This window comes from Collinsella aerofaciens (genome assembly GCF_015554145.1).
Taxonomy (GTDB): domain Bacteria; phylum Actinomycetota; class Coriobacteriia; order Coriobacteriales; family Coriobacteriaceae; genus Collinsella; species Collinsella aerofaciens_AA.
Genome location: NZ_JADNHZ010000011.1, coordinates 1 through 24,326, shown reverse-complemented (window position 1 = coordinate 24,326; position 24,326 = coordinate 1). Strand labels below are relative to the sequence as shown.

At 58.4% G+C, this 24,326-nt stretch carries 30 protein-coding genes; all 30 read right to left on the bottom strand.

Annotated features, from left to right (window positions below):
* Positions 1-121 precede the first annotated feature (121 nt).
* The gene (locus I2E13_RS05740; protein WP_195404464.1) at positions 122-631 is read right to left on the bottom strand and encodes a hypothetical protein; all 510 of its coding nucleotides are present in this window, start codon (positions 629-631) and stop codon (positions 122-124) included.
* An 85-nt stretch (positions 632-716) separates the two neighbouring features.
* Entirely contained in the window at positions 717-1,154 is a 438-nt protein-coding gene (locus I2E13_RS05735) for a hypothetical protein (RefSeq protein WP_117843411.1), read from the bottom strand.
* Between the two features lie 2 nt (positions 1,155-1,156).
* Positions 1,157-2,365: an ArdC family protein gene (locus I2E13_RS05730; RefSeq protein ID WP_195404463.1), complete on the bottom strand. Its 1,209-nt coding sequence runs from the start codon at positions 2,363-2,365 to the stop codon at positions 1,157-1,159.
* 229 nt (positions 2,366-2,594) lie between these two features.
* Entirely contained in the window at positions 2,595-3,692 is a 1,098-nt protein-coding gene (locus tag I2E13_RS05725; protein WP_195404462.1) for a hypothetical protein, read from the bottom strand.
* Positions 3,693-4,111: 419 nt separating this feature from the next.
* Positions 4,112-4,555: a DUF5684 domain-containing protein gene (locus I2E13_RS05720; protein ID WP_117848512.1), complete on the bottom strand. Its 444-nt coding sequence runs from the start codon at positions 4,553-4,555 to the stop codon at positions 4,112-4,114.
* A 15-nt stretch (positions 4,556-4,570) separates the two neighbouring features.
* Entirely contained in the window at positions 4,571-5,458 is an 888-nt protein-coding gene (locus I2E13_RS05715) for a type II secretion system F family protein (protein WP_195404461.1), read from the bottom strand.
* An 11-nt stretch (positions 5,459-5,469) separates the two neighbouring features.
* Positions 5,470-6,399, bottom strand: coding sequence for a type II secretion system F family protein (locus I2E13_RS05710; protein ID WP_195404460.1), 930 nt, complete (start codon positions 6,397-6,399; stop codon positions 5,470-5,472).
* 2 nt (positions 6,400-6,401) lie between these two features.
* Complete coding sequence (locus tag I2E13_RS05705) at positions 6,402-7,715, bottom strand: CpaF family protein (protein WP_195404459.1); 1,314 nt, start codon at positions 7,713-7,715, stop codon at positions 6,402-6,404.
* 2 nt (positions 7,716-7,717) lie between these two features.
* On the bottom strand, positions 7,718-8,605 hold the full coding sequence (cpaB, locus tag I2E13_RS05700; protein ID WP_195404458.1) for a Flp pilus assembly protein CpaB: 888 nt from the start codon (positions 8,603-8,605) through the stop codon (positions 7,718-7,720).
* Between the two features lie 54 nt (positions 8,606-8,659).
* On the bottom strand, positions 8,660-9,271 hold the full coding sequence (locus I2E13_RS05695; RefSeq protein WP_195404457.1) for a hypothetical protein: 612 nt from the start codon (positions 9,269-9,271) through the stop codon (positions 8,660-8,662).
* Positions 9,272-9,748, bottom strand: a complete 477-nt coding sequence (locus I2E13_RS05690) for a TadE family protein (RefSeq protein ID WP_195404456.1) — start codon at positions 9,746-9,748, stop codon at positions 9,272-9,274.
* Positions 9,745-10,221, bottom strand: a complete 477-nt coding sequence (locus I2E13_RS05685) for a TadE family protein (RefSeq protein ID WP_195404455.1) — start codon at positions 10,219-10,221, stop codon at positions 9,745-9,747. Before I2E13_RS05685 ends, I2E13_RS05690 begins: the two co-directional genes overlap by 4 nt.
* Before the next feature lie 4 nt (positions 10,222-10,225).
* Complete coding sequence (locus tag I2E13_RS05680; RefSeq protein ID WP_195404454.1) at positions 10,226-11,038, bottom strand: prepilin peptidase; 813 nt, start codon at positions 11,036-11,038, stop codon at positions 10,226-10,228.
* Positions 11,039-11,128: 90 nt separating this feature from the next.
* Positions 11,129-11,386 carry a Flp family type IVb pilin gene (locus I2E13_RS05675; RefSeq protein ID WP_117848521.1) on the bottom strand — a complete coding sequence of 86 codons (258 nt, stop codon included), beginning with the start codon at positions 11,384-11,386 and terminating at the stop codon, positions 11,129-11,131.
* Positions 11,387-11,482: 96 nt separating this feature from the next.
* Positions 11,483-11,740: a Flp family type IVb pilin gene (locus tag I2E13_RS05670; RefSeq protein WP_229057846.1), complete on the bottom strand. Its 258-nt coding sequence runs from the start codon at positions 11,738-11,740 to the stop codon at positions 11,483-11,485.
* 221 nt (positions 11,741-11,961) lie between these two features.
* A complete protein-coding gene (locus I2E13_RS05665; protein WP_195404453.1) occupies positions 11,962-12,135 on the bottom strand; it encodes a hypothetical protein in 174 nt (57 codons plus the stop codon).
* A gap of 11 nt (positions 12,136-12,146) precedes the next feature.
* Entirely contained in the window at positions 12,147-12,527 is a 381-nt protein-coding gene (locus I2E13_RS05660) for a helix-turn-helix domain-containing protein (RefSeq protein WP_267472474.1), read from the bottom strand.
* A 180-nt stretch (positions 12,528-12,707) separates the two neighbouring features.
* On the bottom strand, positions 12,708-12,923 hold the full coding sequence (locus tag I2E13_RS05655; protein WP_195404451.1) for a hypothetical protein: 216 nt from the start codon (positions 12,921-12,923) through the stop codon (positions 12,708-12,710).
* A 12-nt stretch (positions 12,924-12,935) separates the two neighbouring features.
* The gene (locus I2E13_RS05650) at positions 12,936-13,331 is read right to left on the bottom strand and encodes an HNH endonuclease (protein ID WP_195404450.1); all 396 of its coding nucleotides are present in this window, start codon (positions 13,329-13,331) and stop codon (positions 12,936-12,938) included.
* A gap of 149 nt (positions 13,332-13,480) precedes the next feature.
* Positions 13,481-14,479 (bottom strand): DUF6273 domain-containing protein, encoded by a 999-nt coding sequence (locus tag I2E13_RS05645; RefSeq protein WP_195404449.1) that lies wholly within the window; start codon positions 14,477-14,479, stop codon positions 13,481-13,483.
* A gap of 391 nt (positions 14,480-14,870) precedes the next feature.
* Positions 14,871-15,437 (bottom strand): hypothetical protein, encoded by a 567-nt coding sequence (locus tag I2E13_RS05640; RefSeq protein WP_195404448.1) that lies wholly within the window; start codon positions 15,435-15,437, stop codon positions 14,871-14,873.
* Positions 15,438-15,445: 8 nt separating this feature from the next.
* Positions 15,446-15,952, bottom strand: coding sequence for a hypothetical protein (locus I2E13_RS05635; RefSeq protein WP_195404447.1), 507 nt, complete (start codon positions 15,950-15,952; stop codon positions 15,446-15,448).
* 36 nt (positions 15,953-15,988) lie between these two features.
* Positions 15,989-16,501 (bottom strand): hypothetical protein, encoded by a 513-nt coding sequence (locus tag I2E13_RS05630; RefSeq protein WP_195404446.1) that lies wholly within the window; start codon positions 16,499-16,501, stop codon positions 15,989-15,991.
* A gap of 21 nt (positions 16,502-16,522) precedes the next feature.
* The gene (locus I2E13_RS05625) at positions 16,523-17,074 is read right to left on the bottom strand and encodes a hypothetical protein (RefSeq protein ID WP_195404445.1); all 552 of its coding nucleotides are present in this window, start codon (positions 17,072-17,074) and stop codon (positions 16,523-16,525) included.
* Positions 17,075-17,083: 9 nt separating this feature from the next.
* Positions 17,084-17,293 carry a hypothetical protein gene (locus tag I2E13_RS05620; RefSeq protein WP_117843390.1) on the bottom strand — a complete coding sequence of 70 codons (210 nt, stop codon included), beginning with the start codon at positions 17,291-17,293 and terminating at the stop codon, positions 17,084-17,086.
* A gap of 105 nt (positions 17,294-17,398) precedes the next feature.
* Positions 17,399-17,935 (bottom strand): hypothetical protein, encoded by a 537-nt coding sequence (locus tag I2E13_RS05615; RefSeq protein ID WP_195404444.1) that lies wholly within the window; start codon positions 17,933-17,935, stop codon positions 17,399-17,401.
* A gap of 10 nt (positions 17,936-17,945) precedes the next feature.
* On the bottom strand, positions 17,946-19,094 hold the full coding sequence (locus I2E13_RS05610) for a hypothetical protein (protein ID WP_195404443.1): 1,149 nt from the start codon (positions 19,092-19,094) through the stop codon (positions 17,946-17,948).
* Between the two features lie 266 nt (positions 19,095-19,360).
* Positions 19,361-21,337: a hypothetical protein gene (locus I2E13_RS05605; protein WP_195404442.1), complete on the bottom strand. Its 1,977-nt coding sequence runs from the start codon at positions 21,335-21,337 to the stop codon at positions 19,361-19,363.
* A gap of 182 nt (positions 21,338-21,519) precedes the next feature.
* Entirely contained in the window at positions 21,520-22,848 is a 1,329-nt protein-coding gene (locus I2E13_RS05600) for a hypothetical protein (RefSeq protein ID WP_195404441.1), read from the bottom strand.
* 2 nt (positions 22,849-22,850) lie between these two features.
* Complete coding sequence (locus I2E13_RS05595; protein WP_195404440.1) at positions 22,851-24,149, bottom strand: hypothetical protein; 1,299 nt, start codon at positions 24,147-24,149, stop codon at positions 22,851-22,853.
* Positions 24,150-24,326: the final 177 nt, after the last annotated feature.

Genomic DNA, 24,326 nt, shown 5'->3' with positions numbered 1-24,326 from the left:
TATCCCAGCGTACTTTTGAAGGTCAACGCGCACTGAAAAGGGGACGAAAGTAGCCTTTGCGCCAAACGAAAAGGGGAGGGATGAAAATCCATCCCTCCCCGCATCCAATGGCTGTCTAGACTCAGCGCTGGACGTTCTGGGAGCTGCGGTCCTGAGAGCCGCTCTCGCGCTCATTTGCCTCGGCCGTCTTCTGCTCGCACAGCTCATCGAGACCGGTCTCCTGCTCCTGGGAGCGGTCGTGGCTCTGGTGCTGCTCGCGGTACTCCGCACGGGCGGCCTCGACGGCATCGGAGAGCTTCTGCGGCTCCACGGACTCATCGTGGCGCTGACCGTCCTGATCGTACTTGAAGAGGCTCACGTTGCGGTCCGCATTGACGAAGACGCCCGTACCCTTTCCAGCCTCGATATCGGTCTTGTTCCACGGCTTCTGGAACGTGGTGAAGCTGAAGCCGGAGAGGTCCTTGCTATCGACCTTTGTGCCGCTAGGAAGGGTGCACTTGACGGCAGGCCAAGACTCGCCCTTGCCGTTGGAGATGGTATACGGCTCACCGTTGGCCTTCTCAGCAGTCACCCACTTCGGCGGGAAGTCAATGCGGACCTTGCCCTTGTTCATGTTGTTCTGCTCGCTCATGGTTCCTCCATCACGCGAATTGATAACTTAATGACTAGCATGAAGCCCTGTCCGCCCGAGTCGCCCCAGGGGACAGAAGTAGCATCTACCTCGGGATGCCCTCCGTATCGCGCGAGCCGCAGCTTTCTTGGCAAGCACCCTCATCGCCATACGCTTCAGCAAGGTCGTCGAGACTCGTCTCTTCGCAACGAGAGTCATGACGCGCATCCCGCACGCACTTGACCTCGGCTTTGATTTGCCCCCAAGCCACATCGTTGATGTCGTCATATCCACCCGAGTTCCATAGGTTCTCGTTGGCGTTATCGCGCACTTCGCGGGCTTCATCGAGCGACAGGTTCGGATAGTATTCCTTGATGTCATTGGCGGATATGGCGAGAAACACGTTGTCGATATCCATGCAGAGGACTTCGAATCGCTCCATCAGGTAATCTGCCGCCTCAGGTGAAGCCGCGCCATTGTGCAGAGCCTCACCTAGTGCGGTTTTCAGATCATCGAACGAATTGATTTCCAGATCCTCAAGCATGGCTATCGTCCTTCCTCATAATTAACGGATGCCGTATCGCTCCGCCCAGTGCCGTTGGCGATGTCCGCTTCATCACATTTGGACTCACACAGCTCGTCGAGACTGAACCCATCGTCTCCCTGCTCGACCTCAGCCTCAGCGTCGCGTTCCATATCGACGTCGGCTACCGCCTCGGTAGCGTGTTCCGGGGACTTGAAGTAGTCCTTGCCGAGCTTCGGGATGAAGCAGTCTTCCACGAGGTAATCGGTCGCCTTGCTCGCCCGCGATGCGGCCTTCAGTAGCTCGCCGCCCGGATCCTTGAACTCCTGGGACCAACTCTTGAGGTAGGCAGCCGAGTTCGACATGGCATCGACCTCGTTGGCGGCAAGGGGTTTGTCGTCGTCGACGTTACGGAGATCGAGACCGATGGCGTTCGCGGTGAACACACTCGAGAGCTCGGCGATGAGTTCCTCGAAGGCGTACTTCTGCCGATCCTTCTTCAATCCGCACTGCTCGCGGTTGTTTCTGCTCGGATGGCCCGTGGCGTGCCCCATCTCGTGGAGCAGCGTTCGGCAGAACGACTCCACGTTCGTAAACTGGTTGCGCTGCGGGACGTAGATCTTGTCTGCGCCGGGCAGGTAGAACGCCTCGGCGTTCGGCGTCTCGATTACGGGGCAGGGCGATGCCTTGACGATGCCGTCGGCCACGCGATCGGGCTCGATGGGTTTGAAGCCCTCAACGGAGACGAGGTTTTCCGTGTTCTCCATCTGCTCGGCATTGAACACCGTGAACGTGCCGACGCAGCGCGGCTCGGCCTTGTATTCGGGATTTGCGAGGGCGATATCCCATTCCTCTTTGGTCTTGGGCTGCTTGAGGCGGGCGGTCGGGTCCGTCCTGCTTACGAGCATGCGCTTCCAGCGTTCGATGGGGTAGCCGTGCGACCCCTTGATGATATGGCAGCCCTTAACCGATGCCATCTTGAACGTGGCGAATCGCGGGTCCCTGAAGCCTCCGTCCCTCATGGCGTACATGAGCATGGCGGTATTTCGCGGCCCGTAGCCCTCACCTGTAGCGCCGTTCATGGGCGGGTGGGGGAACGACCACTCCTTGACCCATCGGGAGCCCTCGCGCTCCATGTCCGCGAGAAGCGCATCGAAGAGCGCCTGACGGGCATCCGTCAGCTTCTCGGTCGGACTCTTTCCTTGATATTTGCCATAGGTTCTCTTGGCCATAGGTAGCTCCCATTCACGCTCGGACAATCCATCTCGAACATAAACGGATGTCTCCCCATCGACCCACTGAGGGACAGAAGTAGCCTTTTCCGGGGACTTAAGCAACCACATGTCTATCTAGCTACGCAGCTACCGCGCTACACGGCTACACGTCAAACACCCGGTAAAGCAAACGGGACGTCCCCAAAAGACGTCCCACGTCAATGCAGCTTGTTATTATCCTTATTCCTTAGCGTTCCCCGTTGGATACGTCCAGGTCCTCGCCAAGTTCGTTTCCCTCAGCTACCTCGACCTTCTGCTCCATGAGATCATCGAGCGACTCGACGTTATCGCGAACGTCAACAACCTCCGGTCCGTTAGGGGAGTCATGAGTAAGCGACTCCCTCAACTCGCCATACAGACCGTTTTGTACGATAAGAGCGACCTCGCGCCCGCTGCCGCGGGGACTCTCGCGCTGGAAGTAATTCATGACATCCATCATCTCGCCATCGGTGAGAGACCTGTCACAAGCACGGTCGGGATTGAAGCCATTGACGACGATATTTCCGTAAAGCACGGACATGGGCAGACCGGCGACCACAGGTTTGCCGTCAACTGAAGAACGGCAGCCTTCTTTTTCCATGCTCTCGGTTGCGTAGAAGGCACGATTAGGCTGACAGGTAGGCTGAGGGACGGAAAGAGACCTATTAGGAGAGATAGTCCTACCATTGACGTATATCGAGACATTGAATGGAAAGACATCCAACGGCACGATTCCCTTACCCCTATCGCAGGGCATGTTCCCCGTAGCCTCGTTGAAGAAGCCCCCGACGTGATTCATAATGTCTTGCCCGCTGTCGATTCCAATGGCAACGGGATCGGAGCCCACAGGTACAAGTACGGCGCGGAATTTCCCAGATGCTATTACCGTGTCCCCAGTTTCGAGCTCGGGGATATCTCCACCGAGAAATTCCTCGATTTCAGCGCGACATGCCTCCGCGTTGCCCGCGTGGGTCAAATCGACAGGCGCATAGCGGGCAAATAGCCGTACGACCGTACTGGGCAACTTATCCCCGAGCATTTGCTCGAATTGCCTGAACCCATCGAGGTCGTTATCTTCAAATAGCTCACCTGCGGATTTCAAGAGCGCCTCCACCGAAACACCGTTCAACTCAGTCTCGAGACTGAGCTGTTTCGGTACCTCCATGGTGAGGCTGCGCCAGCCCCCAGCAGAAGCAGAAGGCCATGCCATCGCAACGCGAACCGACTCGCCGCAATCCACCTGATATCCGATACCAGGGTATTGGTCTCCGCAGATAGAGGGGATTTTAGTGATTTGAGAACCCATCCGACTCATCTCCTAAATCAGGGGATTCTATTCTCCCTCGATTCTCAATCCCCACATATGCCGTCAACCCGCACGGGACAGAAGTAGCCCGACTCACATCGCCAAACACCTACCGACCCACACGGCTACTCGCAAAACTCCCAGCCAAACAAAAGGGGCGTACCCATTTGACGCCCCGCGGCACAGCTACTTGTTATTATCATCTTCATCTGCGCGACTCTAGAACTCCCCTTTGTCTTTCTTATTCTTAATACTCTTCTTATTATCTTTGTTCTCATTCACCCACCTATGCGGCTACCGAGCTACACGTCTACACAGCTACACTGCCACAAGCCGCTGCCAATCACCCAGCAAAACAAACGGGGCGCCCCTAATGAGCGCCCCGTAGCAAAACACCTTGTTATTATCCCTCTTAACCCCTAGGACTCATCGTCCGCATCGCCATCCAGATCGACCGGCTCGCTTGCCCCGAACCCAAGCATCGTCCAGAACACGAAGCCAAAGATGACCAACCCGATCGTATAGCCGGTCTCCTTCCCGAAGGCATGGGACAGATCGTTAAGCACGATTATTGTCATCACGAGCTGAACCAATGCAAGCATCCAGCTAAGCGTATCGACCCAGCAGAACACCCACGAGCAGATGAGCACGATAAGATACGCCATGAGAAACGTCCTTGTACCGTCGTCGCGATGCACGCGCTCGCACAGCTTGTAGTCGGCAAAGACCGGGACAATCGAATACCAGCCGGGCATACCGAGCTTCCCATAGACCTTCCATTTTCCGGCGATAGGCACGAGCCAGATAAACGCCAGCAAGACAACGAGAAGAACGAGCAGAGCCGATTCAATAGCATCGAGCATCTGAAACCCCCTTACCTACAGGCTGCCCATAGCCTGGATAGCCGACATGGCCGCAGGCGACAGAAGCACGCCGAACAGGGCGGGGAAGATTAGGAAGATGATCGGAATGAGCATCTTGGTGCCGATCTTGTTGATTTCCTCCTCCAGCTTCTGCCTGCGGTACGTGCGCACCGTCTGAGCCTGATTCTCGAGCACCTCGACGAACTCGGCTCCGGTCTGGCGTGCCTGGATAAGGGAGGCCACGAAGATGGTGAGCGGCTGCACGCCGGCATTGGAGGCGAACTGCTTGAGCGCATCGGTGATATCCATGAAGCGGGCGTTGGCCAGTACGTCGCGGAAGCCCTCGGCGAGCGCTCCCTCGGAGTTCTCGGCCACTGTGCGCACGGCATCGTCGAACGTTGAGCCTGCGGCCATCGAGATGGACATAAGGTCGAGTGCATTGGGCAGCTCGCGCTCGATGTTATTGCGCCATTCGCGGCGCTTCTGGAGCAGGTAGAGCTCGGGCAGGATATACCCGACCATGCCGCCCAGACCGCCCGCCGCAATGGTCGCAAGGCCGCTCAGCTTGGTGCCGATGAGTACGCCGACCATGATGCCCACGACGATGCAGATAATCTTCGAGGCCCAAAACATCAGCGCCGAAATCTTAAGGCCGGAGCGCATGAGCGCCTCTCGCTGGCACTCCTCCTGCTCGCGCGACATTGCCCCGAAAAGGGCAGACCCCTGGAACGGCTGACCGAATTTGAAGCGGTCCTGCATCTCCTCGCTGCGCTGCTTGAGCGTCTTCTGGTTGAGAGTTCGAACCTCGATACCGAATTTCTTCTGCACCGCCAGAGTGGTGCTGAGACCCGCCGCGAGCGACCCCGCGCCGATAAGGCCGATAGTTGTTCCGTCTACGATCATATGAACCACTCCTAGTCGGTCTTGATGTCGAGCATCTTGTTGGCGATGAAATAGCCGAGGACCTCGAGCAGGGCGCAGATGCAAATGACGACCAGTCCAATGGCGCTCGAATAGAACTCGCGGTACATGTCGTTGCCGACATAGAAGACAAGTCCCAGCGCGGGCGGCACGCAGACCATGAGGATGGCCGTGAAACGCGCCTGCGAGGTGCGGGAGCGCACCATCTGGCGCATCTCGCAGCGCTGCTGGATGGTGCTGCCCACCGAGTCCACGATATCCGCCAGCGAGCCGCCCGTTCGCATTTGGGCGCGGACAGCCGAGGCGAACAGCTTGAGGTCGGCGGAATTATTTCGCTCGGCCAGCTTGTCGAGAGCCTTGTCCACGGGCATGCCGCGGTCCATATCGCGACGGAGCTGTTCGAACTCGCTCTTGATGGGCTCGTCCATGTTCTCCGCGACGGGGCGGATTGCCTGCGACAGCATCGCGCCGCCGCGGAGGTTTGCCGAGATGAGCGGCATGGTCTGACCCAGAAGCTCCTCGAATCGCTTCTCGCTGTGCTTCTTCTTGGCAGACAGGAAGAACAGCGGCAGGAACGCTCCGAGTGCCGCGAGCAGCATGACGACGAGCGCGTTCATACCCATGACGATGCCGAGCAGGGGCGGCACCGCAGTGCAGGCCGCCCAGATGCTCATGAACTCGTTGAGGGAGAACTTCACGCCGCTGCCCTCGATATGCTGGCGTGCGACCTCACGGAGTTCGACGAGGATGCTGGAATGCTTCTTCTTGGAAACCTCTTCGCGCTCATGGTAGACGTTGCGGCGCTCGGAGAGGACGCGCAGCTGCCTGGAGACGAGAAGCGCCATGACGCACAGCGTCAGCACCGCGATGATCAAGGTATACGTGACACCGTAGAAGAAATAGGTGACTACGGTCTGGTCCATTGCTACCACAACCCTCCGTTATCGAACCAGCTGGACTTGATCTCGACTCCGTTGGAATAGAAGCGCTCCTTGTGGTCCTCGGAGACGATGCGCGAACCGGTGGGGCGGAACTCGCCCTTGATGCGCCCGTTGGAATCGATGCCGGTTTTCTGGAACTTCATGATGGAGCCGACGGTAGGCACATTGCCCTGCATGCCGCAGACCTCGCAGATGTTGTTGACGCGGCGGCTGCCGTCGGGGAGACGCTTGATCTCGACCACGAAGTCGACGGCCTCGGTGATGATCTTCATGATGGCATCGGGGGGCATGTTCGCGCCTGCTCGGCTCATCTGCACGAGGTTTTGCAGGCGGTCGAGGGCGGCGCGGGGATTGTTCGCGTGCGTGGTCGTGAGCGAGCCGTCATGGCCCGAGTTCATGGCCTGGAGCATGTCGAACGCCTCTGGTCCTCGGCACTCGCCGACGACGATGCGGTCGGGACGCTGGCGCAGCGTGTTGATGACCAGCTGCTGGAGCGTGATCTCACCCTTGCCCTCGTTGTTGGCGGGGCGGGACTGGAGCGACAGGACATGGCTCTTCGCCAAGTTGAGCTCGGCGGTGTCCTCGACCGTGATGATGCGCTGGCCGTCGGGGATGAAGTTGGAGAGCGCGTTGAGCAGTGTGGTCTTGCCCGAGCCGGTGCCGCCCTCGATGACGATGTTCATGCGTGCGAGGACGAGTGCCTGCAGGAAGTCCGCCATGTTTTCGTCCATGGAGCCGTTGGCAATGAGCGATTCCGGCGTGAGGGCATCGTTGCGGAACTTACGGACGTCGAGCGTCCAATGTTTTGCGATACCGAAGGCCACGGCGTTGACGCGGCTGCCGTCGAACGGCGCCCCCGTGCGATGCAGCATGCAGTCGCAAAGAGGGCTCTGGTTGTCGCACCTGCGCCCGTCCGAGGAGACGATTCGCGCGATAGTCCTCTGGACATGTTCCTCATCGAAGAAATGAACGTCCGAGAGCGTGATTTTGCCGCGGCGCTCGACCATGACCTGATCGGGCGAGTTGACCATGATTTCCGACACTTCCGGGTCCCAGAGCAACTCCTCAATGGGGCCGAGCTGGAACAGGTCGTCTACGACGAACTTGGCCGCCTGGCGCTTCACGTCCTCATCCGCGTCCTTGAAGGTTGGCGAGCGGCTGACGTATGCGAGAGCGCGGTCTTGCAGGCGCTCTATGCCGTCGGACACCTCTCCGACGAGAGCCACCTGATTTTGCAGGTCGTTGGCGCATCGCGACATGACCTCGGCGACGGCGTTGTCGTACATCTTATCGAGCATGTTTACTCCTCAGCCGGGGTATCATCGGCGTCCACGACAGGCGCGGTGCCGGAATCGCCATCGCTCTGCGCATCGAGGGCATCGGGGTCGGAATCGTCCTTCGGGTTCTCACTGAGCGGCTGGGCGGCGAGGCTGATGGAATCGGCGGTGCCGATTTCAGAGAGTTGCTCGGGCGTCAGCTCAAGGGTGACGGTCGAGTAGCCGGCACTCTGCGAGGAGCCGTCGGAACTCTGGAGCGTGGCGTCGGTTGCGAGGACCTTGACGTTCTGATAGGCGACGGTCTGCTGCGTGGAGCCGTTGCCGGACTTGAAGGTCGCGGTCACGGTGACATAGTCACCCGGCTTGAGCAGCGGCGACATGCTGGCAGCGGCATCGAGAGAGAAGGTTCGCGCGACATGGCCGGAAGCGAGCGCGAGCGAGATGGACGACGGGTTGGACGAACCCTGCACGGTGCCCATGGAAATCGGCACACCCTTCGACAAGTCGCCGACGGGAGCCTTGCCGATAAGATCGGACTTGCTCGACCCATCGGCCGCATCGGCGGGCACGTAGCGCTTGGGCACCTGTGCCTCCTCGAGCATGTCGGCGGTGATGGGGGTTCCCGACTTGATGGTCTCCTTGGGAACGACAATCTCGACCATGTCCGCCTGGCTCTTGGCGACCGTATCCTGGGCTACGGTGAACTCCACGGCCGCAAATGCCAGCGAACCGACCGCGACCGCAGCGCACGCACCGCAGAGCCAAGAGAGCTGGCGGCGGCGTTTCTCGGGCGTCACGATTTTTGCCGCAGGGTCTTTCTCCTTCTTGCGACCGAACGCGGGAAATCCCTTTTTCTTGACCTCCTCGCCCTCCAGAGGCTCAATGGGGTCCTTATCCTTCTTGTTGAACATGGTGTTCCTTTCCGGCGCCGCGAGCGCCTGTCTCATCGCTTATGGCTCCGGCACTCACGAGAGCTCCGCGAGTCCCTTGTTTATTGCATCGTTCAGCGCATCGGAGATATCCGAGGCCATGCTGAGCGTCGTATAGGTTTCCTGACCCACCGACTTGTCTGCAGACTTGACCAGCTTGCAGCCATGACCGGCGGAGTTCTGCCGCCAGACCTCGGTAGATGAATACGGGTTGATGGTGAACGTGATGGTGTTCTTGACGGGGACCGAGGCGAACCCGAACGTCTGGGCGAAAACGCACCTGTACGTGCCGGTAACCGAGACCTCGACTCCGATAAGCCTGTTCATGCTGCCGGACTTGGTTTTGGGTACCTCCCACGAGGTCACGGAGACCTCTGAGCCGCCGAGGTCGCGAAGGTTCTCCGTCAGGGAAGAATAGATAATCTCGTCGAGGGCGCGGGTCGAGTCCGTGGCGTTGAACTTGATTTCGTTGCTGCGCGAAAGGGCTGACTCCTTGGCGATTTCAATCGCATCGTTCTGGCGCTGCGATTTCCACCATGCACCCGAAGCATCGATCGCCAACCCCAGCACCATGACGAGGACGGCGGCGACTAGGACGAACATTACGAGCGCCTGCCCGCGTGTGGTTCCCTTGCCGAATCGTTCCAACTATGCCACCTCCCAACGGCGCTCGACGGTGAAGCTCTGCCTCACGGACCTCCGGTAGGGGATACCGCCGTTTCCCGCAAGTCCGATACCTCGGCCCAGGTGGACGGTGATATCCGCACTGATGTCGAGATAGCTGGCGGCCGTCGTCTTCAGCTCGCTTCCGAGCTGCACTGCGGTGCTGTTGCCGAGGTCGGTGCTGCCCTTGTCCTCGAGATGGATTTCGGCGGAGTTGACCTCGATATCGTCCTCGGAAAGTCCCGAGGCGGCCGCGACGCAGCTCTTCACGACCCGCTTGGCATCCATGGACTCCCAACCGCTGGGAAGCTCGTCTGCCATATGCGACACCTGGTAGTCGAATGAGGACTTCTGGAAGGTGATGAAACCGAAGCACAGCACGGCCATCATCAAAAGGATGAGCCAGATGCCCGCAAAGGCGAACTCTACGGTCGTCTGGCCGCGAAGCTGATGGAATCTCATCGCAGCACACCTTCTTCCGAGGAGCTGCCCACCACGGTCGCCGTGGCGGTGGCGGTATTTCCCTTGCCGAAAAGCGAGGGCAGGAAGGTCTTAATGGTCTTCTTACAGGTGAACGCCTTGCTTTTCGTAACGGTCTTCACATCCGCAGTCTTCCAGCCGCTGGATTGCTTGACGCGCATCGTATAATCGCTCTCCGCAGTGCCGGCATCCTCCGTGCTAAAGGAGAACTCGATGCCTTCGGTTCCCTTGACGCAAGCGAGTACATGGGCCTTGACATCGGCATCGGATGCATCGGGCCGCTTCGTGTAGAACGTGGCCGCTTCGGTGGCTGCCGTGCGCACGCACATGGCGCTGCGGTAGTAGGCCGACCCGTCCAGCAATGCGAACAGCATAATGATGAGCAGCGGGGCGCACAGGACGAACTCGACGAGAGACTGCCCTCCGCATCGATGGCAATTTGGAAAACGTTTCATGGCATCACGCAACCAAGACGAAGGCGAGCGCAGGCAGGAAGGCGAGGGGAGCGAAAGGCAGCGCCGTATCCGATTTCCTGATCTTCAGCACGGCAAGGATAATGGAACACTCGGCCAGCAGGGCAAGGCATGCGGCCAAAAGCGCGTTAGAGCTGTACACGGCAGATGCCCCGACCGCTCCGAGCAAAAGCACATCCCCCAGACCGAATGCCTCTTTCCCGCAAACCATCTCCGCACCGAAAGCGGCTAAATAAAGAACCACGCTGAGGCATACCCCTTGGGCGAGCCTCTGTGGGATATCCGCACCGCCACCCATGAGAAGCCCGAAAAGGGCGAGAAAGGCGATGGAGTAGGGGTCGATGCGTCGGTACCTGAAATCATTGACGCAGATACTGATGAACGTGGCGACCCAGAAGCCGAAGGCGGGCTCTGTCAAGGCGCCCGCGATGGCACCGGCGGCGATGCCGCCGACAAGGCCGACTCCCAGCAGCCAATCCGAACAGCCCGTATCGAAGCGGCCGTCTTCGCGGCCGCCCCAGAACTTATAGGATTTCTCGATACCCACGAGGTCTTCATCGCTGAAATCGCAGGCGGAGCAGGCGGCGCGGGCGACAGAAGGGCTGACGAGCCCCTTGAACGCCCCGTCGCGGATTTCCTCGACCCACTCGGCGTCCGTCTCAAGACCGTTCTCGATGGCATGGATCTGTGCGGTATCGACTTCCTCCGCATCACGCTTCTTCGCCGCGAGCGAGAAGATGGCAGCGGCAAGGATGAACGCCGCGCCGATACCTCCTATTACTCCATTGATTGCGGTCATAGGGTCTCCTGTCAGTCTCTGTCTAAAAAGAAAAGGCACCAGCCGTCTTTGGGAAACGGACGGTGCCGAAAAATGCAAGCAGCTCAGCCACTAGGCACCGAAGCCGGTACCGGTACCGGTGTTCAAGGTCTCGGAAATCTTGGTGAACTGATTGCGGATGGCACCTGCGACGGCGGGGCCGGCGAAGACGACGACGAGCGAGATGACGGCGATGATCAGGACGTACTCGATGAGGCCCTGGCCGGACAGCTCGCCGGCCTTGGCGGCGCGGAAGTCACGCACGAGCTTGTTCTTGAGCTGGTTCTTGGCGACCACGGCGCGGGCGCATGCGGAGTTGACGAAATCCATTGGAGTGTTCCTCTCTAGCGGAGATAAATAGGGCAAATATGCCCGATGGACGAGACGGATCGCCCCGTCCATCGGGCATAGACGAAGTCTTGGCGACTAGGCACCGAAACCGGAGGTGGTACCGGTGGTCAGGGTGGTGGCAATCTTGTTGAACTGATTGCGGATGGCGCCTGCGACGGCGGGGCCGGCGAAGACGACGACGAGCGAGATGACGGCGATGATCAGGACGTACTCGATGAGGCCCTGGCCGGACAGCTCGCCGGCCTTGGCGGCGCGGAAGTCACGCACGAGCTTGTTCTTGAGCTGGTTCTTGGCGACCACGGCGCGGGCGCATGCGGAGTTGACGAAATCCATTGGATGAATCCTCTCAGTAGAGAACGATAGAAAGCGAGGGGCGCGCTCCCTCGGCGAACATAATCGGGCTCCGTCAAGCGAGAAAATATGTCGTGCCGCAGCGGCAATCACATTCCTTCATAACTTGTTGGTTTTTAGAGAACCGCCTGAAAGGGGAGCCATAAAAAACGGTCGACTGTATCGGCCGACCGTTAAAACACAGCTATTAGAATCATCTCGCGCTATTCGGGCTTAATGCCTTTCCCCTTGTCGCGCGACTCGAGAAATGCCTTCATGAGCGATTTGGCGCTTGCCAGATCGGAGCAGATGCCGACGAGCGGGCAGTTGTTTGGCTCTCGTTTGATGGAGATATATGGCAGGCCTTCCTTATTGACCAGAACGAAATACTTCTTCACGAAATCGCTTCCTATTTGTAGAGGTTGATGCCATCTGATTCAGGGTCGCCCTCGCCATTCGGACGAGACGCATCGACCTTGCCCTCTTGCTTTGTCTGGACTGAACCCGCAAATTCCCTGCGCGGGCGATGCGCAGGTGGCCTGAACTCGTCAAGCGAGACATCGAGCACCGTGGCGATCCTCTCGATATTCTCGAAGGAGGTCATTCTGCGACCCGTCAGCAGGCGAGTGATAATGTTCTTGGATACCCCAGAAGCCTCAGAGAGCGAACTCTGGTTCATACCCTTTTTTCTCATGATTCGCCAAATGCGAACTCCGAGCTCCTTGTCCCCGGATTCGATGTCACATCCTGCGATTTGTTCCCTGCGGGTCACGTCTTTGTAGGTGTTCATAAGCAGCCGCCCGTTGAGTTGAGATTTTGCACAAGCCAAAACTTAACCCAGTCAGCCGTAAAAATTAAGTAGGGTCATTCTGACCCCCGCTCAATATGATTCCGCCCGTCCCGAAGATAACATCAGAGCAGAATCAACATACCGTACGATTAGAAACAGATCTGTAGCGGCAAACCCAACCTACAGCATCCAGTCGAACCCGTTCTTGCCGATCGTCTGGCGCATGTTACCGATTTGCATCTCGGTATGGGTGCCGTTCTCATCGATGACGGTGTTCATGCCTCCGAATCCTGGGATGACCGTCTTGACGTCTCCCGTGGTGATGTCGATTCTTTGGTTGCCGAATTGCCGCTCGAGGTGCAGCTTGCCGTCCGAGCCGATTACCGTTTGATACATAATCCGATTCTCCTATTCGACGTACTTGTTTCCCTTGCCGCAGTTGCAGTCCTCGCAAAGGGTCTGGAGGTTGTCCATAACCGACTTACCGCCGCGCGAAACGGGGATCACATGGTCGACGTGCAGTTTGACTCCATCCTCGCGACCTCGCCCACACCGCACGCAATGGAACCCATCGCGGCGAAGCACGTCGTAGCGCATAGCGCGGGTTACCTTCGCATGCTCGGCATCGTTGGCCATGCGGCGGTCCTGATATTCCAGCCGCCGCTTCTCCCGTTTTTTAACACGCTCCCGCTCACGCTTGGCCTTCTTGTGCTCGCGCCAAAGCATGTCGAACACGGTTTCTATGCCAAACAGGACAATGGCAAGCGTAAAGAACGGCATCATGGCATCCATCACTTGATCCATACCTATCCCTTCAGTATGTTGAGGATCTTTCATGCCAAACATACCGAATCCCAATGCCCACCCATAACGTACTGCCGCTGCGGCATCGCCGAGGAGGCATCACCAAAAGAAAAGCCCGCGCAGGATTACGCGGGCTTTTAGGCAAGAGTTTAGAAACAGAAAGCGGGACAGACGCAATACGAGCCCGCCGCAACGCGGCCGGCCGACGGATCGCCGTCGGCGCTGACAAGGAGGAAGGCGTAGGAGCGGTACGGACTCACCGATCGCTCCCACCAAAGGCTGCCAATGCCAAGACAAGAGTTGCCCGAATAGTTGTTCGTTACCTTGCCCTGGAACGCCTCGTACTGGGTTCCCTCGTTGCCAATCCAGAGATAGTTAGACCAGCCGCTGTAAGGGGTCGCGACGATCTCGGAGTAGCTGAGCAGGAACAGCTTGTCTGATGTTGCCGTGACCGCGGCTGTATTCTCGTTCTGCTCATGGCCGCAGCCAACGTTGTTCGTGAGCTTCTTTACGACCTTAACCTTGGACTGGAAATCGGATGGCAGGAGGTTCCAGACCTCGCCTGAGTTCATCTTCTGGCGAAGTTCCGACTTCTCCCAACCGCCAGTGTTGTCACTTTTAGCGTTCATGCGGGATTTGATGTTCGTCGAGGTGGTTAGGAACGTCAACCCAGCTTTGCCGGAGCCGCCCGCGAGATCATCGTGGTTGATGCCGATAATGCGGTATTGCATCGTCTCGCCATTGGTGAGCTTGATTGACCACTTTGTGCCGACATCCATCGCGGCTTTGGCCTTGGCATAGGCAGGAGATGCCTCGCCTTTTTCCGCGATGTCCTCGGCTACGGCCTTCTGCTCGTCGAGCGTCCAGTCCTTCGCGTCCTTGGCCACCGCCGCCGAGACGGTCGCAGAATCGGTTCCATTAGAGCCGCCGCCAGCAGCACCGCCCTCGGTACAGCCGTTCGTCCCGCTGTCAACCGTATTGCCGACTAGGTTGAACTGGTTTCGGATGGCACCGGAGACCTGCGGTCCTGCGAACACGATCACCAGGCCGATGATAGCCGCGATCAGAACGTACTCGATAATTGACTGCCCTCGGAAGCGGGTCGTTTCAGGAGCGACCCCCCCCCCGAGGCGAAATTGCCGCTGCATGCATATGCGGCTCCCTTCGCTCAGGGTTGGTAGATACGAGCCAAGCGTAGGGGCGGCGCGGGGTTTTGTGGGGGGCCTTGCCGCCGCGGCACCCATAGCAACTAGGCACTACACCCAGAACAGCAGACGGGACGCCTTCCTCGGCGTCCCGCAGTACAGCAACTTGTTATTATTCTCATCCTTCCAAGACACTTAGCTCCCAGCCTTCCCACCCAAGTCGTTCCCTCACCCCAAACCCGCATGAAAAAAGCCGTGCCAAGTGAAACCACCCAGCACGGCGCCCCAAACACGATGGAGGGCGAGACAGGAAAGCTGTAGAGCATGACCCTCCATCTGCTCAAGTATCCCAAACGGCGAGAGGCGGCAACCCCTCGTGCCGCAAAGGCACACCTCAACGCTCCAAGGCAACTTCCCCCTCAGCCGTCCCCGCCTGATCCCCGTACACCTCGGCCAGCTCATCGAGCGAGACAGATGGTCCGTCCTGCTCGCGGACGGTAAGCCCGCGCCGCTCATCCATGTCCTGGTCGGCGTTGAGTCTGATACGCCTCGAGACCTCGTCATCCGTTACGAAGTCGGGCAGCTGGTCGATGCAGACAGCCAGCGCGATGAGATAGTTCGTGTCATGCTCGTCGACGACCTCCTCAAAGACGTTGTAGGGAATCATGACGGCAGCACCGGTTGACCCCGCAAGCGTCTCGGCAAACCTTGCCGCATCATGCGCATCGTCAAGCGAGCCGCGGTCTTGAATCGCCTCGCTGCACGACCAGATGCCCGCCTCATCGCGGCTCCATACCGCTATCTGCAGATCCCAGCCGCGGCCAAGGGAAAGGTCTTCGACCGCATGGCAGTCGACGAAGATAGGGGAGCGCTCCGGTTCCTTCACGACCCATGCGGCGCTATGGTGTACGAGGTCTTCTTTAGCCTTCTCCAGAAAGTACGGCTGGTGGTGGGTTCCCATGTTGTCTCCTAACGCTCATCACTTGATAATTTGCACTCCGCGCCGCAACGCTCAGGCTGAATGACCCCATCGATCTCGAGTCCATCGCTATCGCGACCGAACTGTTCGTAAGAATCCTGCGTGATATAGATGCCGAAACACTCGGCAAGCTCTTCCTCGATGCCCAAATCCGCATCCTCCACGCCCACCGCGCATACGCCGTCGGGCAGATAAAGTTCCCCCGCATGCTTGATATCGATATCGCCGATTGCGCGGCCTTGGTAGAAATCGGTGAGTTGCAGCGTGTACCCCGGATGGGACGTGCGCGAGAGCATATGCGAGACACCGCGACCGCTCGACCAACAATACGCATCCATAGCGCCGTTTACGAGCCTCGAGATCATGCCTGTCTCCTTGACCGCGTTGCGGGCGATTGCAGCATCAGCCAAGGTGAAGTCATGGGAGATATATGCCACATCGATAAGTTCCTCGACGGGCTCGAAGGCGAGGGGGAAGATGTTTCGGTTGATATCCATGCGATGGCTCCAATTGTTCATCGAAATACCGATTTCCTAACGCTCCTGGCTCGAAATTTCGCGGGCATCATCTCTCGCATAGGATCGAACGGATTCCCCGCGCTCGGGCCCCTCGTCAACGCAGCCGAACCGCTCATACACATCGGGTGTGATATAGATGCCGAAACGCTCGGCAAGCTCCTCCTCGATACCCGAATCGGCATGCTCGATACCAACCGCACACACGCCATCTGGCAAACTGAGCTCGCCCTTGCCGGCATGTTTGACATTGATATCTCCCCACGCATGACCTCGATGAAAGATGGTGAGCTGGAGCGTGTATCCCGGATGGGACGTACGAGAGAGCATATAAGAGGTACCGCGCACGCCTGACCAGCAGTATGCGTCCATGGCTCCGTTGACGAGCCTGTGGATCATGACGGCCTCCTTGACCGTGTTGCGTACGATAACCTCATCCGCCGCCCTGAAATCACGCGACCTATATGCTGCCGCTAGGATTTTCCTGACAGGCTCGAAGGCGAGGGGGTGGATGTTGCCGAAGTTATCCATGCGATGGCTCCAAAAGTCTATCTAGATGCCTATGCGCAACAGCTCCATTGCACGGTCGCGGTCGAAAGAAGCGGTGAGCTTGCCAAAGCGCTCGATATAGCCGATATGCTCGAGCCGCTTCACCAAGCGGCGAAACGGTTCGTACTGGACGCCTGCCTGATTCGACAGCTCCCGGATGGTGACGCGCTGCCCGACCGACTTCTCGAGGGCATCGAGAGCCGCCATATAGAATTCCCGTTCCGAGGGGGTCAACTTGAAGCGACTCGGATCGCAACGATCCGAAATCTCATCGGCGTCCGCATCGGCGCGTCGGTACGCCTCGGTCGGGATGTGCCGTCCCGCCGCCTTCTCGAGAAGGGCGAATACCCTGATCGACTGCAATGCGGTGAGGGAGAGGGAGAATTCGCAGCGTGTCGCACTCACGGAGCATTTCTTGACGATCAGCTTGGCGATCTCAGTGGACGGCACGAGATTGAAGGAAGAATAGCCGCCGTCCAGCAGGTACAGCTTGGCGAGCATCTCGACAAGCTCATCGCGGCTGAGCGCTATATCGCAGGAGCCTTTGACTATCATCGATACCTCCTATGCAATCGCCACATTGCCGTAAGAATCGAACTCGATGAGCTTCTTGACCTCAAGGGAAGTCAAAATCGACTCGAACGTTGATTCGACCGGCGCGGCCATGATGCCATCTCGAAGCTCAGCGCGGCTCACGGTATGGTCCCTGTTCTCGTATAGGTAGAAGAGAACCTGTTGTTCGGTCCTCTCGAAAAAACTGTCCCGTTCGTTCATTTGGTCTCTTTTCATAGAAGCCTCTCTTTGCCGAACAGAATACGGAGACACGCGCAGGCGCTGACCTTCTTGCCGCTGCGGCAGGTCTACCGGATTGGCGGAACCCTAGCGCCCCACAGACTGGGTCATATTGCCAATCTCATCGCCGACGCAGCACTCGTCCATGCGCTCGGCGATATCGTCCAAGCCCTCCTCGAGCCTGAACCCCTCGGGGACGTCCAGCGCCCCGATGGAGCAGAGCTGCGTGATGGTCAAATTAAGGTAATCCTCGCCGCCATCCTTGGAGAATTTGCCGAGCCAAAAAGGGGAGTTCTCTAGATCGGGCGTCTTGATGGCCATATCGATGTTCCAATCACTCGCCTCGATCCCCCTGTCCTCGAGAATGCCCGCCACATCGGAACGCTTCCATTTGACGGTGGCGCCTTCGATGATTTCAGGGTCGGCGATATCCCATGCGACCGATAGATCATCGACGCGAACGGAATCGCCCGTCCACTCGCCGGTCTTGCTGTCATATCCCTTCACGACCATAAACGGCTCGTCACCGCCGCAAAACAGTATCGCCGTCGAGCCGAACCTCGTGAGTTCGACATTGCCCCTCGGATCGGGTTTGATTTCCGTGCCTTGAATATCGATATCCATTTCTTCCCTCCTAAAATCCAGCTTTATCCCTGCCGCCGCGCCCATAGGGCTGCGCCGAATCGAGCTCGACGGCCTCCATGAGGTCATCGAGCGATTCCATCCTCCCGTTCCCGGAGAAATCCCAGCCGAACACCGTGCAGATATCCCGCTCGACGCATGCGACGTCGCCGCTCATCTCAGCCAGGCGCACGACAAGGTTCTCTGCAGGAAGACCTCGGCGCACCCGCAAGCGTGACATCTCCCGCCCGAGCTCGTCATTTTCCATGGCAATCACCCTGTCGCTCAGCGACTTGGCGATGAAGAGGACCTCATATTTCCCGTTGCCGTGTGCCATGCCCGGTGTCTCATCGAGGATGAGCTTGCCGCCTTCCACGACAAGCTCGAAATCCCGTGCATCGTCATCGAGCCGATATCGCCCAGCGGCGAGTTCGGCCGCGAACTCGCCGACGCTGCGCGGCTGCGCCCTGATGAAGGACTCGGTATCTGAAAACAGGTATTCGCAAAAACCCGAAGCCGAGTCCTTAAGGATGACGATGCATTTGGACGTGTCGATACAGTCGAGAAGGATGCGGACGTTATCGGTCTCGCTCGAATCGTAGAACTCGGCTTCGGATTCGAGGTCGCGACTGAAAGCAGAGCGGATGACGTCACACGCAAACCCGAGATCTGCGCAAAAATCCTCATAGGCGCCCCTGTTTTCGCCCGCCGCGGTGCGTGCGCTGTCCAGAATCTCATCGGTCAGCCCGCTCGGAATTTCGACATCCGGAAAGTGTGATGGGTCGGCGATTCGTGAAACCGCCTCGCGTGCCCAACTCTCACCGATGTCGTCGGCGAGCTCTTCCATCCGTGCCGGGCCATGTGCCAAGACTATATGCCTGTCGGTTCGGGTAGGTACCGCCGCGGCAGCCTTGGGGACAACGGCCACAAGACGGGCGAGGTTGATGAGCTTATGGCTCTCGACTGCCTTGCCCAGTAGCATCTCGTAGCTTTTCTCCGATGGGATATTTCGAAGCTCGCGGACCTTTTCCGTGATGGAGAACAGGCTGCTCGGGATGGCGGAGATTCGAGCAGCCGCCGTGCGGCCTCCATCATCTGAGAGAACGAGCTGCCCGTTTGGCTCGGGGTAGAGCCGCTCGGAATCTCCGACGAGACTCGACACAAGTTTACCCGCCCGCGACCCGTCTTTCTCCGCTACCCAAGAATCTCCTCGGCGGCAGAGGAGAACCGCATCGGGTACCTTTAGGCCTTCGAGATTGTCTATGGGTATTTCTCGCATCGGCGCCGCTCTCATCATGTTCGAAATTTCTGCAATCGTATATCCTGACTTTACGAACATATATGGCAGACAACCCTTGCGGGGACAGAAATAGACTTGGAGGGCGACCCGAAATGGTTCACCCTCCGCAATGCTCTGCCTTCCGTGCTCTAGAACTCGACATCCTCGTCGTAGAGCTCGGGCTCGGGCCCGGTGATTACATAAGGCTGTTCACCTTGAACCTCGGCCGCCTCGCTGCTCTTCACATCGCACAGATCATTCAGCGGCGCGTCCTCGCCGCCGCCCGTCTGGTGATATTCCAAGGCCGCAGCCTTGCTGCCCTGGCGCGATGCAGCGGCATCACGGTCCTCGAGCATCTGCTTGGCCTCGGCAGCGGCGGGATTCATTTCCTTGCCAGCCGCCGCGAGTTTGTCCTCGTAACCCTGGGCGTTGAGCAGGCGTGCATCGTAGGCGTCCTCGATGCCGGCAACCAAGGCACCTGCGCTGAACTCCTGCGGGTTACGGTAGTCATAGTCGAAGTTGTCGCGGGAATCCTCGCCGCTGACAGGATAGACGCGGACAGGCAATTCAGTTTTGAAGCTCGCCGTGAAGGGCTTACCGGACTGCGCATAGGGCAACTGCTTGTCCGTGAGGGACTTGCTCACAATCATGCCGCCGAGGTCTTGGTTGCCGACCATGGTGTGGGGAGGCAGCTTGCACAGCAGGAAGTTCTTATCGGGTCCGTCCTCAACGGGAACGGTCTTGACCTTCATATCGCAGGGCGCGAAGGTGAGTCCCGTGTATTTGTAGCTCGCGCTGCGCTGTAGCTCCGGCTTAGCGGCTTCCTTGCCCTGATAGGCCGCCGACACGGCCGCTGCCAAATCACTCGGCATGATCGCGGGGTCGCCCTCGCCGGGATAGTCGATGCGTTGGTTGTTCTCATCGTACCTGAAGAAGCGCACGTCGCGATCGGAGCGAAATCCGTACTTGACCGCCTTTCCGGCATCCTTGTCCTGCTTCATGAACTCGCGGGCGGGCATGGAGACCTTCATGCCGGAAAGGTCCTTATCCCCGACAACGGTACCCTTCGGCATCGTCATGTTGATGCGCAGGCGCTCGTTGCCGTTACGATCCGTATACGGCTTCACACGGACATCCTTGTTCTCGAAGCTGATATTGATGTACTCGGGTTTCTTCGACTCGAATTCGTTTTCCATATCCTTCTCCGTATTCTTCTTATTCTTCTTATTCTTGTTCTCCTTGCCCTCATCCTCATCCTGCCCGTGGGTTTCCACAGCCTTCGACTCGGCGGGTTCTACCTCGCGAGCAGCCACCTCATCGCGGACGTCTTTGCGCTTGGATGCGGCATCGACTTCCGACTGCACGAGGTCTCCGAGACTCATTGTCTTGCCGGTGGGCTTTCTCACGGTCTCGAGATGGATACCGCCATAGCCGTCCTCCAGGGCGCGGTCGACCATGCTCTCGAGCTTTACGCGCATCTCGCTTCCCACGGGAAGCGACTTGATGGCATCCTGCACGCTGATCGCCGCATTTTTGAAGCCCGCGATGACCTTCTCGCAATCGGGGGCGACATCGACCTTCTCGACATCCTTCACGGGATGCTCCTTACGGTCGAGGGCGACCTCGCCGCGGACGATATCGATGATGTCGTGGTACCCGTAGTCGAGCTGTCCGCTAATTCGTGGCCTGACCCCGCAATCCCTGAGAAAGGACCTGAACTGAGCGAGGGTCTGCTCGGTAAGGCTGCCGCTGGGGACAAGCTCGTACTGGGCGGCATCCAGCTCAAGTGCCGTCTCGACGGCAGCGCGGTAGAAGGAGTCCTCGCGGTCTCCCTTATAGCCCCAGAAGCTATCGACCACAGGTCCGCAGACGATTACCACATCCAGATCGGGGTCGGTGGAGCGCCGGTTACGTTCGGCCTGCATGGACGCGAGCTCGACGCAACTTTCGAGGGAGCCGTCCGTGAGCCGGAACGCCTGCTCATTGCCGCTCAATGCAGCGAGTTCCATCTCTCGGCGGCAGGACGGTACGGCGGCGGTACTGTAGCCCATCTCCGCAAGGGCGCCTGCGGTGAGATTGCCGAGCGTGTTGGTATTCGGACCGTGCAGGTTGATGACCAAGGCCATGATGGCTCCCATCGTTCTCGCATTTCATATACGATTCAAAGTATGGGAGCCAATGGCCGCCTGATGATCTATGGGACGGAAGTAGAAAGTGGGTCGCCCGTCTTTACCGGTAGTCTCCCGCGACACCAAAAAAGGGGCGCAGCCGCAAATCGGGCACGCCCCTTTATCAATTCACCCAGCCTCTAGTAATTCATCAAATGCTCCGCGGCGTCGAGCATCGGCAAGCCCACGCCCTCCATGCCGTACCTCATCGATTCGGACACCTCGGTCTTCTCATCGCAAAGCGAATCGATGCTCTGCTCGCGTCCGACCGCCTTGTCGGGATTCATATACGGCTCGGTCGCCACGGACACGACCAGTTCGGCGAGCTCGCGATTCTGATCGATTGCGTCGGGCAGCTCAATTTCCTCGATATCGCCCTCGAACCCATCGGGACGGAAAGGCTCGAAGACGACCGAGTCGTAATCCTCCGTACTTCGGGTGCTGTTCGGGCGGTAGAAGTAGCAGGACTCGCCCTCGACCGTCACCGTTCCTTCGATGAAGTTGTCGTCGTTGGTGCTATCGATCTCGACTTGAATATCCGGCACGCCCGTGCGGATGCATTCCTCCGCCCGCGCCCGATCGGCGTTGAGGGCACGTTCCTCGGGTTCGATGTCGAAACGATCTGCCATCGTTTCGAGAAGCTCGGGGACGGACTGCGTGCTGATGACGTCGCTGCCGGACAGGAGCATAGCCAGGCTGCCGAGGTCGACATCGTTGGAGCGGTCCCGCTCGGCAGAGTCGATAAAGGTCGGCTGAAAGGCGATGGGGTCGACGACAGGTCCGCTGAAGGGGATGTCGGCTACGTTCTCGAAGCCATAGAACAGCTTTCCGTAGGCAAGCTCGGACGGGAAGACGTTGAAGACGCACGTGTCGCGGTCATGAAGACCGAGCGGGTCGTATTCGGTGGTCGTGACGAGGAGATTGAACTCGGGAAAATAGCTCACCGTCTCGCTCGACGTGAGCTTATCAAGTAGCTCCTTGGCATCTGCCCCGACCGGACGCTCCGATATCTCGGAAAGCGGCTTGCCGTGCGACAGCTCGAAACTCTCCCGATTCGACATCAGGTGTTTTTGATAATAAGAGGCGCGGCGTACCATATCGGGAATGCTGCCAGCAGTGATGGTCGAACTCCACGAGAACAGGCGGGACAGCATATCGATTCGGCGGTCGTGGAAGGTGAATCCATCGGAATCCTGCTCGTATGAATCGATGATGGCGATGGCCTTATCCCGCCCGTCCTTGAAAACAAAGTCGGATACATAGTCCCAGCCCTTGAAGAACTCACCGCTGGAGATCTCGGATGCCGTGACGTTGAAGATGGCTGTCTCCCTGCTCATCGGCCCACGGAACAGGGCGGGGCTGGAAGTGGCTGCGAGAAGGTTGAACTCAGGGAAGAACGTCATGCTGTTCTCCTTGACGAGCGTCTCGAGAAGTTGATCCTTGTCCTGGAAACCATGGATTTTATACATGGCTACTCTCCGATTTCCGAATTATCGTGATTCTTATCTTCTAGACCGCGGTCTTCCGCATCGACATCCTGTGCCATAGAGGCGACCTCGCGGCGATTCTCGCACATATCGTCCAAGCTCTCACCGACCCCGACAATCTCGTCGGCGAACCGCTCGCAAAACCCGTGCGCATCATCGAGGTCGGCGCAGAAGTGTCCGTAGCCGCAGATATGCCCGTCGGTGAGAACCTTCACATCGAACCGCGCCCCCTGGTCATAGACGAACGAATCCTCCTTGACCTCGGTAATCTGGAATTCGGTTTTCACGCCATCATGTACCATGATGTACTCCTCGGCGGGCATATCGAGTGCCTTCTCGGCAAAGCGCGGGCGGGAGCACATCTCGGGGTTGTCCCACAGGTCATGGATGAACGCACTTTCATCGCCCTCTCGGTATACAAACCCCATGGTCTCGAAACCGTTTTCAGGCAGATAGAACCCACCATCCATCTGAAAATCCGAATAGAGACTCTCACCCTTATCGGTCAGCTGGCGCATCTCCACGCGGGCGCGACCGTCATGGTGCGCACCGGTCACGAACAGCGACCCGTTCTCATCCCACATGCCGTCGATTTCGCAGTCGGCGAAGATGTTGTCCCCGCCGTGCCAGCTCTCAGACGTATCGACCGCTTTCTCGAAGTTCTCGTAGACGGTGATTCCGCCGCGCGGACCATTATAGAGACCGTTGCTGCCCTTGACGAGGATGGAATTCCCCCAGCTATCATTGGTTTTTTCAGATTGGTTGACGCGGCCGGTGCCGAAGAACTTCCCGAGCTGTTCATGTACCTCGCAGTAGTCATCGCCGACCATCTGGTCGAATACGGTGCGCTGTTTGGGTGCAAGCTCGGCATGTTTCTCGATGGCACGGCCATTTTCCACGTCGAAGCCCATCTTCTCAAGAGCCGATGCGATGTACTTGCATTCACGCGCCTCATTGGCAAGTGTCGCGCAATATGTCTCGCTGCAAATCTCGACATCGTAGAAGTTTGTGAGTGCCTCGATTTCGCTGTCTTCAAGTACTTGCCCCAGCGCGTCCATATTCTTCTCGCAGGCCTCCGTCAGGTCGTCCGCGCGCGCATCCGACAACCTGCGCCCGTTCTCCTTGAAAAACGCTGTCTGAACCTCCTCGGTGCTGGCACCGTCGGCGTATCTATAGTAGCCCTCGGCCGTTGCATACGCCGCATTGGCGAGGTCGATCTTATCCACATCGATATCGTTGAGCTTGGAGAAGGACAGCGTCACCTTCTTGTCCCCACGGCTCAAATCGACCTCGATAGTATCGCCGGAGCTTCGTACGGAGCAATCAACGGCATTGATGATCTCAATCGGATCTTCCGCAGTGATGAACAGCTCGACATCGGAGGGTTGATTTTCAATCTCAGCGCAACAGCCTGAACGGACCCCGCGTTTCCGCAGCTAGCGCAACGCGGAAATAGCCCC

Coding starts and splice junctions, on each gene's coding strand:
- I2E13_RS05740 (WP_195404464.1), bottom strand. CDS start 631: ATGAGCGAGCAGAACAACATGAACAAGGGCAAGGTCCGCATTGACTTC.
- I2E13_RS05735 (WP_117843411.1), bottom strand. CDS start 1,154: ATGCTTGAGGATCTGGAAATCAATTCGTTCGATGATCTGAAAACCGCA.
- I2E13_RS05730 (WP_195404463.1), bottom strand. CDS start 2,365: ATGGCCAAGAGAACCTATGGCAAATATCAAGGAAAGAGTCCGACCGAG.
- I2E13_RS05725 (WP_195404462.1), bottom strand. CDS start 3,692: ATGGGTTCTCAAATCACTAAAATCCCCTCTATCTGCGGAGACCAATAC.
- I2E13_RS05720 (WP_117848512.1), bottom strand. CDS start 4,555: ATGCTCGATGCTATTGAATCGGCTCTGCTCGTTCTTCTCGTTGTCTTG.
- I2E13_RS05715 (WP_195404461.1), bottom strand. CDS start 5,458: ATGATCGTAGACGGAACAACTATCGGCCTTATCGGCGCGGGGTCGCTC.
- I2E13_RS05710 (WP_195404460.1), bottom strand. CDS start 6,399: ATGGACCAGACCGTAGTCACCTATTTCTTCTACGGTGTCACGTATACC.
- I2E13_RS05705 (WP_195404459.1), bottom strand. CDS start 7,715: ATGCTCGATAAGATGTACGACAACGCCGTCGCCGAGGTCATGTCGCGA.
- cpaB (WP_195404458.1), bottom strand. CDS start 8,605: ATGTTCAACAAGAAGGATAAGGACCCCATTGAGCCTCTGGAGGGCGAG.
- I2E13_RS05690 (WP_195404456.1), bottom strand. CDS start 9,748: ATGAGATTCCATCAGCTTCGCGGCCAGACGACCGTAGAGTTCGCCTTT.
- I2E13_RS05685 (WP_195404455.1), bottom strand. CDS start 10,221: ATGAAACGTTTTCCAAATTGCCATCGATGCGGAGGGCAGTCTCTCGTC.
- I2E13_RS05680 (WP_195404454.1), bottom strand. CDS start 11,038: ATGACCGCAATCAATGGAGTAATAGGAGGTATCGGCGCGGCGTTCATC.
- I2E13_RS05675 (WP_117848521.1), bottom strand. CDS start 11,386: ATGGATTTCGTCAACTCCGCATGCGCCCGCGCCGTGGTCGCCAAGAAC.
- I2E13_RS05670 (WP_229057846.1), bottom strand. CDS start 11,740: ATGGATTTCGTCAACTCCGCATGCGCCCGCGCCGTGGTCGCCAAGAAC.
- I2E13_RS05660 (WP_267472474.1), bottom strand. CDS start 12,527: ATGAACACCTACAAAGACGTGACCCGCAGGGAACAAATCGCAGGATGT.
- I2E13_RS05655 (WP_195404451.1), bottom strand. CDS start 12,923: ATGTATCAAACGGTAATCGGCTCGGACGGCAAGCTGCACCTCGAGCGG.
- I2E13_RS05650 (WP_195404450.1), bottom strand. CDS start 13,331: ATGGATCAAGTGATGGATGCCATGATGCCGTTCTTTACGCTTGCCATT.
- I2E13_RS05645 (WP_195404449.1), bottom strand. CDS start 14,479: ATGCAGCGGCAATTTCGCCTCGGGGGGGGGGTCGCTCCTGAAACGACC.
- I2E13_RS05640 (WP_195404448.1), bottom strand. CDS start 15,437: ATGGGAACCCACCACCAGCCGTACTTTCTGGAGAAGGCTAAAGAAGAC.
- I2E13_RS05635 (WP_195404447.1), bottom strand. CDS start 15,952: ATGGATATCAACCGAAACATCTTCCCCCTCGCCTTCGAGCCCGTCGAG.
- I2E13_RS05630 (WP_195404446.1), bottom strand. CDS start 16,501: ATGGATAACTTCGGCAACATCCACCCCCTCGCCTTCGAGCCTGTCAGG.
- I2E13_RS05625 (WP_195404445.1), bottom strand. CDS start 17,074: ATGATAGTCAAAGGCTCCTGCGATATAGCGCTCAGCCGCGATGAGCTT.
- I2E13_RS05620 (WP_117843390.1), bottom strand. CDS start 17,293: ATGAACGAACGGGACAGTTTTTTCGAGAGGACCGAACAACAGGTTCTC.
- I2E13_RS05615 (WP_195404444.1), bottom strand. CDS start 17,935: ATGGATATCGATATTCAAGGCACGGAAATCAAACCCGATCCGAGGGGC.
- I2E13_RS05605 (WP_195404442.1), bottom strand. CDS start 21,337: ATGGCCTTGGTCATCAACCTGCACGGTCCGAATACCAACACGCTCGGC.
- I2E13_RS05600 (WP_195404441.1), bottom strand. CDS start 22,848: ATGTATAAAATCCATGGTTTCCAGGACAAGGATCAACTTCTCGAGACG.